The organism is Cyanobium sp. BA20m-14 (genome assembly GCF_024346295.1).
Map to the genome: position 1 here is coordinate 1 of NZ_JAGQCR010000169.1, position 7083 is coordinate 7083.

5 protein-coding genes and 2 pseudogenes are annotated in these 7083 nt (G+C 65.0%); 2 read left to right on the forward strand and 5 right to left on the reverse strand.

Annotated elements, in window-relative coordinates:
- The 4 genes and pseudogenes from KBZ07_RS13915 to KBZ07_RS13930 form a co-directional block, all read right to left on the reverse strand.
- A pseudogene (locus KBZ07_RS13915) lies at window positions 1–227 on the reverse strand (alpha-ketoglutarate-dependent dioxygenase AlkB); the annotation flags it as partial.
- Window positions 220–1191 carry an RluA family pseudouridine synthase gene (locus tag KBZ07_RS13920; RefSeq protein ID WP_254932171.1) on the reverse strand — a complete coding sequence of 324 codons (972 nt, stop codon included), beginning with the start codon at window positions 1189–1191 and terminating at the stop codon, window positions 220–222. The gene KBZ07_RS13920 and the pseudogene KBZ07_RS13915, both read right to left, overlap by 8 nt.
- A 7-nt stretch (window positions 1192–1198) precedes the next feature.
- Window positions 1199–1927 carry a response regulator transcription factor gene (locus KBZ07_RS13925; RefSeq protein WP_396121898.1) on the reverse strand — a complete coding sequence of 243 codons (729 nt, stop codon included), beginning with the start codon at window positions 1925–1927 and terminating at the stop codon, window positions 1199–1201.
- 49 nt (window positions 1928–1976) lie between these two features.
- Window positions 1977–2477: a hypothetical protein gene (locus KBZ07_RS13930; protein ID WP_254932172.1), complete on the reverse strand. Its 501-nt coding sequence runs from the start codon at window positions 2475–2477 to the stop codon at window positions 1977–1979.
- 19 nt (window positions 2478–2496) lie between these two features.
- On the opposite strand from KBZ07_RS13930, the gene KBZ07_RS13935 reads away from it, so the two are divergent.
- Window positions 2497–3645, forward strand: coding sequence for a cysteine desulfurase family protein (locus KBZ07_RS13935; RefSeq protein ID WP_254932173.1), 1149 nt, complete (start codon window positions 2497–2499; stop codon window positions 3643–3645).
- A gap of 76 nt (window positions 3646–3721) precedes the next feature.
- Here the strand turns inward: KBZ07_RS13935 and KBZ07_RS13940 are convergent, their stop codons facing one another.
- Entirely contained in the window at window positions 3722–6352 is a 2631-nt protein-coding gene (locus KBZ07_RS13940; RefSeq protein ID WP_254932174.1) for a Calx-beta domain-containing protein, read from the reverse strand.
- Window positions 6353–6769: 417 nt separating this feature from the next.
- On the opposite strand from KBZ07_RS13940, the pseudogene KBZ07_RS13945 reads away from it, so the two are divergent.
- A pseudogene (locus tag KBZ07_RS13945) lies at window positions 6770–7083 on the forward strand (hypothetical protein); the annotation flags it as partial.

The window sequence follows — 7083 nt, forward strand, 5'->3', positions numbered from 1 at the left end:
CAGGGCTCAATCGCGTTGGCCAGGCCGCTGTAGCTGTAGCCGCAGCCGGGATCGGCCATCCAGCAGGTGAGCCGCGGCAGCAGGTGGCGGCGGCCGTAAATCGTGATCGCCTCCTGCTTCCAGGGCACCTCGAGCTGCAGGCGCTCCAGCAGCTCAGCCGCGGCGCTGGGCGCCAGCCAGGCCGGCCAGTGGCGCAGGTGCAGGCCCGGAGCTTGAACTTCAGCCATCAGCAGCTCCGCGCAGGGCCTCGGGCAACGGCGCCTCCAGCGCAAGCAGGTCGCCATCGGGGCAGACCAACCGCAGCCGGTGGGCGTGCAGGTGGTAACCACCATCCCCCGGCAGGGCCTGCTCGGCGGCCAACCCGCCCGGGACGTAGAGCGGATCGCCCAGCAGGGGCGCCCCGGCGGCGGCGGTGTGGATGCGGATCTGGTGGGGCCGCCCCGTAGCGATCGTGACCTCCACCAACCAGGCCCGCTCGCCTCGCTCCAGCAGACGCAATTCGCTTCGGGCCGGCAGGGCAACCGGATCCGCCGGAGCCGCGGCCCATATGGTGCCCAGCCGGGTATGGGGACAGCGACCAATCGGCGTGGTGAGGCTGAGCTGTTGGTCGGGCTCCAGCGCCAGCAAAGGGGACTCGGGGACCGGGGGCTGGAGCAGGGCCCGGTAGGTCTTGGTGCAGCGGCATTGCGCCGTGCTCTCCCGCAGCAGGGCGCTTAGCCAGGCTCGGCTGGTGGAGCTGCGAGCACATACCAGCAGGCCCGAGGTGAAGCGTCCCAGGCGGTGCACGGGCCGGGCCTCGGGCCAGCGGTCCTGGAGCTGGGCCAGCAAGGTGTGCTCCAGGAAGCCACCGGCCGGCAGCACCGGCAGGCCGCTGGGCTTGTTGAACACCAGCAGGTCGCCGTTGTCGAACAGGGGGCTGGGCAACACCGGCACGGCCGCCTCCTGCCAGGGGGGCCGATGCCAGATCAGCCGATCTCCGGCTGCGAGGGCCCCATCGGCCTGGAGCTGCTGGCCGTTCCTGGAGATCTCCCCGGCGGCGAGGCGCTGCAGCCAATCGGTAGGCGTTGAATGGCTATAGCAACCGGCATAAAAAGCGCTGACGCTCCGGCCGGCGGACCTGGGGGCGATGCGATCCCTATAGGCGAAGCCGCCATTGAGGGCAGGCGCCAGCCAGCCTGTTTCAGTCAACAAGACTGTTTCAGTCAACAAGCCCGTGCTCGAGCGCATAGCGCACCAGTTCGGTACGGCTGGCGGTGCCGGTTTTGATGAACAGCCGACTGACGTACTTCTCGACGTTGCGGATCGAGGTTTCCAGCCGCCGGGCGATTTCCTTATTCATCATCCCCTCGGCCACCAGCTGCAACACGCTGGCCTCCCGAGGCGTGAACACATGCTCGGGCGCGCTGGCTGGCTTCTTGGCACTGCCCGTGGCGAGCAGGGAGCGAATCTCGGTGATCTGCTTGGACAGCTGGCCAATGTCGGCATCGGCGAAGCGGGCCGCCTCCGCCAGCAGCCGCTGCTGGCGCTTGACGACGTTGTGGACCCGGGCCACCAGCTCGTCAGGATCAAAAGGTTTGGGGATGTAGTCGTCGCAGCCGGCCTGGAAGCCGGTGACGCGATCAGCAGTCATGCCCTTGGCGGTGAGAAAGATCACCGGCGTGCCTCCCAGCCGCTCGTCGGCCCGCAACTTCTGGAGCAGGCCGTAGCCATCGAGGCGCGGCATCATCACGTCGCTGAGGATGACGTCGGGCAGCATCTCCTGGGCCACGGCCCAGCCCTCCTCACCGTCGTTGGCGGTGGTCACCGCAAAGCCCTCATCTTCCAGATAGGCCTTTACCGCCGTGCGCAGGCCGGGTTCATCGTCGACCAGCAGCAAGCGCACGGGCGTCGCTTCAGGTTCCTGGGCCGGAGTCATATCTGGGTTCATGGCGGCCACTCTGCAGGTATCCAGTCGGCATGAATCAGTCTGCAGGCGCTCAGCGGGAGCGTCCAGGCACGATCTGCTCGGATTCCCGCAGGCTGCCGCTGTAGCCGAGCTGGCGGGCCAGGGGGCCCAGGCCAGCTGGATCCTTGCCGGCTTGCTCGGGGAAGCAGGTGGCCCACCACACCAGGTGGTCGATGCGATTGGCGGTCGTTATCGCTCCGCCCGGGTTCAGCTCGCGGATGTAGAGGTTGGGGCCATCGCTAGTAACCCGCATCGGCGCCGAAGGGGTGCAGCGGATGGTTTCGCTGCGCACCTTGACGTCGTTGGGCTGCTCATCCCAGAGCTTGATGCGCCACAGGCCGGGGGTCTTGGCATCGGCTACAGCCCCATAAATACCAATCGCCTGCTTGCCGCCCAGGCCGGGGCGCTCCTGCAGCAGCAGCAGTCCCGGCGGCCGGGCATCCTCTGGCCGCACCCCGCCGCCCTCCGCCCAGCTGGGTGGCGCCAGCGCTGCTGCAAGGGCCACCAGCAATAGGGTTCTGGTTGGCAACATGGAAGCCTGCAAGCACCCCATGCTCGCCTACCTCGACCACCACGCCACCACTCCCTGCGATCCGGCGGTGGTGGCAGCGATGGCGCCCTGGTGGAGCGAGCACTGCGCCAATCCAGCCAACCGCCTTTATCGCCCGGCCCTGGAAGCTGCCGCCGCCGTGGAGCGGGCCCGGGGCCAGCTGGCCCGTGTGTTGGGCAGCAGCGCCGAAACCGTGATCTTCACCAGCGGCGCCACCGAAGCCAACAACCTGGCTCTCAAGGGGGTATGCGAAGCGGCCCTGGCAGCTGGCAACCCCCGGCGGCGACTGGTGAGCCTGGTGAGCGAACACCGGGCCGTGCTCGACCCTCTGGCCTATCTGGGCCGCCATGGGTTTCCGGTGAGCCTGGTGCCCATCCAGCCCGATGGCCTGGTGGATCTAGCCCAGCTGGAGGTGGCCCTCGGCGACGACGTGCTGTTGCTGAGCGTGATGGCCGCCAACAACGAAATCGGCGTGCTCCAGCCCCTAGCCGCCATCGCGGCCCGCTGCCGGCAGCGGGGAGTGCTGCTGCACGTGGACGCGGCCCAGGCCGCCGGCCACATCCCCCTTGCCATCGACAAGCTGGGCATCGACCTGCTCAGCCTCAGTGGCCACAAGTTTTATGGACCCAAGGGGATAGGGGCCCTGCTGGTGCGCCCGGGGCTCAAGCTCGCTGCCCAGCTCCATGGTGGCGGCCAGCAGGACGGCCGCCGGGCCGGCACCCTGCCGGTGCCCCTGGTGGTGGGGCTAGGCGAGGCGCTGCTGCGAGCTGAGGCTGATCGGGAGGATCGGGCCGGGCGGCTAGGAACCCTGCGAGACCAGCTCTGGGCAGGGCTGAAAGCCCTCGGCGGCATCGAGCTCAACGGCGTAGAGCTCAACGGCGCCGGAGCGCCGCGGCTAGCCCACAACCTGAACGTGACGGTGCAAGGGGTGGATGGCACGCGCCTGCACCGGCTGCTACGCCAGCAGCTCGCCGTGAGCAGTGGCTCGGCCTGTAGCCAAGGCTCCCCCTCCCACGTGCTAGCGGCCTTGGGCCGCAGCCGCGCCGAAGCCGCCGCTGCGATCCGCTTTGGGCTGGGGCGTGGCAGCAGCGATGCCGAGATCGCGCTGGCCATAGAAACAGTTGCGGCCGCGGTGCGGGAGCTGCGCTGAGCTCGCAACCCGTCCAAAGGTGAGCCAGATGAAGCCCACCTCCCCCAGAGGTGGGCCGCCCCTGAGCAGAAGTGATCTAAACGAGGCTGAAGTTGCTGGTCGTCAGCGCACCCACCGTGATCAGATTGCTGCTGTCGAGGATGCCGATCAGGGCGATCTCGCTGGCGATCACGGCATTATTTCCACCAGCATTGAAGCGGTAGATGTAGGCATTGGCATTGTCATAAGCAACAATGTACCCGCTGCCACCTAGGCTGCTGGTGCTGAGGTTGGCGCTGCCGTTGGCGGCATTGAGCCCATCCAGCAGGGCGGAGCCGTTGGTGCTGTTGGCCAGATTGACATCGGCCTCGTTGTTGTTGAAGTTGAAGGAGAACACATCAGAGTTGGTGGTGTTCAGGGTCACTCGGACTCCCTGGTTGACCAAGGCCAGGAGTGGGGTGGTGCCGATGCGGCTGGTGAGGCTGTTGGAGAGTTGGATCGTCTCACCTCCCGATCCAGTGATGAAGTCGGTGATCGTGCTGCGGTTGGCTGAGTTACTGAGGCCACTCAGATCGAAGGTATCTCTGTCACCGAGGCCGGTGAGGGTGTCGATGCCGCCGCCGCCCTTCAGCACATTGGCGCCATTGTTCCCCGTGATCACGTTGGCGCCAGTGTTGCCCGTGCCGTTGATGGCCGCAGTGCCGTCGAGCCGCAGGTTCTCGATGCCCGTAGGCAAAACCGTCGAAGACGTCGCCACCAGGGTGTCGGTGAGTGTGGTGATAACGCTGCTGGGGCTGCCCAAGGTGGCATTGGTGGGCGCCGAGAGACTGAGGCTGAAGGTTTCGTCGGACTCGTTGAGGGAGTCGTTGAGCAGATTGATGGTGATGGTTTTGCTGGTTTCGCCGGCGGCGAAGCTGAGGCTGCCGCTGCTGGCTGTGTAGTCCGAGCCCGCAGTGGCAGTGCCATTGGCTGTGGCGTAGGCCACCGACGCGGCCAACGGGCTGGCCGCACTCATGCTCACCGTGTAGGTCACGCTGGTGGTCTGCCCCTCCACCACTGTCTGGGGTGCGCTGATGCTGAGTATTGGCAGGTCGTTGTCAAGGTTGGTGAGGCTGACGCTGCTGCTGAGCCCTTGGTAGGCGGAATCGCTGGAGGAGCTAGTAAGGCTCATCTCATAGGTCTGGGAGCCATCGATCACGACGTCATCGTCGACTCCCATCACCGTCACTATCTGGGCGATGTTCCAGTTGGCGTTGGTGAAGGTGAGAGTGGATGGATTGGGGGTGCCCTCGTTGCTGTTGCTGCTGGCGATGGCGATGCTGACATCGGCCGTGGGGGCGGTTGCGAGTACGACGCTGAAGCTCGCCGTGCCGGCCGACTCCGTGGTGGTGAGCCCGGTTGTGGGGGTGACGATCAGCCCCGGCGGCGGCTCGATCAACGTGCCACTGATCAGGTATTGACCCAAACTGGCGTAGTCGGTGAAGCCACTGGGCGGATTGGCGAGAGGGTTAGCGAAGCCCACCCCTTCGACACTGAGGTAGTAGTCACCAGCCGCGAGGGCCAGACTGAAGCTGGCATCGAGCCGATCGAGGGGGTTGCTGCTACCGACGAGAACGCCGCTGGCGTCGAAGATCTTGGCGGAGATGTCGAGGTTGGGCCCCAAGGCATCCAGGTATTGGGTGCTGAAGGTCCCATCGCCATTGGGGCTGAACACCCTGCAGGCATTGCGAATGCTGAGGGAGATGGAGCCGCTGCCAGTGCTGAAGCGAAACCAGTCGATATCCGTGCTGCGCTCGATGATTCCGAAGCTGCTAGGGGCTATGCCACTAAGGATGTACGCAGTACTGGCGCTGTTGCCGTAGTCATCGACCCGGTAGGTGAAACCGTTGCCATTGACGTAGAGGTTGCTGACGCTGCCGGTGATGATGCCGAGATCGTCTTCTTTGTTGTTGGCACCTATGTAGTCACCCTTACTCCAGGTGGTGACGTTCTCGTCGTTATTGATGAAGGGGGCTCCCATGATCGAGCCCCAACCAGTAGCGCCGGTGAGGTTGTCACCTTCGTAATAATTGGAATTGCTGCCGTAGCTGCCGCCGTCATGGTTGAGGCCAAGGCTGTGGCCCACCTCATGGCTCACGGTTTCCGCCGCCGCGTAGATCGAGGCGGCATCGGTACCGTTGTAACCGTTGAACACGAAACAGACTTCATCGGTGGCCCAGTTGAAGCTGCCCAGGTAGGCGGTACCACCATCGCCGGCATTGAAGATCGTTGCTTGGGTGACGAGGTTTGTGTTTGTGGTCATGGCCACCCGGATTCCCCAGCGGGTGTCACCGGTGCCGGATTTCTTCAGGTCTTCGCTGTTTGGTTCCTCAGTGGTGACGTCGATATTGAAGGGCGAGAAGTCTTCGGCAACCCGGCGCCAGATGTCCTGAATCGCCTGCTGGGTTACATCGGTGAAGCCTCCCTGGTAGAAGCCCCCTACCTGCAGTGCCCGGCCGTTCTCCCATTGGGAACTGGCTAGCGAGTAGCCATCGAAATCGAGGTAGATCCGGTGGTTGGCCGAGGGGTTGCTGTGCAGCTTAAAAGTGAGATCAAGGCCCAAAGCCGCCGCGGCCACGCCTACACCGGAGGCAACGTTGGTGCTGGTGACGAACAGCTGGGAGCAAGCCGGGCAGCGGCAAACGGTCGGCTCCGCTGCCGCGAGGCCAGCGCCGAGAAGCTCATGCACCAGGCTGGAGGCTCCATCAAAACGACGTAGCTCACTGCGAAGCTCCAGAGAGGACTCCGCTGCTGGGGAAAGGGTAAGCGGTGCAGAGGCCAAGGAGGATTGCCGATCTATCGCAGCCAGCTGCAGGCCGGTGAAAGCCCCGTTGGGGGCACTGGACGCCGCGGTCGTGCCGCGTCTGGCGCTTAGCTCGAGGGTCGATCCCGGTCGACGTTGGCGGCCCGATAGTTGCCCTAGTAGCTCTTCAAGGAAAGAAAGATGTGCCGATTGGGCCCTATCCATCGAGATCCTGAGAAGAATTTGAATTGCTTATCAGCTTATTGATTACCCAGCGCAGCAGAACCAGTTCCATCAAATCCCCACAACTGGGATGCGCCCTGCTGTCTTCATAGCTACCGTCCGGACCATATGCCCTTGATCATGGCCCTCACCCCTTCCAGCGACAGCCAACTGCACGTGCTCCAGGCCGTAGAAGACGGCTGGGCTGCTTTTTGCCGCGCCCCCTGGGCTTTTTTGCTGTTTGAGGCCCTCTCCGCCCTGATCCTGCTGCCCTTCGCCGCCCTGGCCGCCGTAGGCGGGGCTCGCCTAGCCAGCGTGAATGAAGTGATGGCTGTGCACCCCACCGGAGCCTGGGCCGCCCTGATCGTAGGAATCATCGGCTACGTGATCGTGGCGCTATGGACCGTGGTCGGCCTGACCCGCGGCGCCTGGCTGAGCCTGGAGGGCCGCAAGCC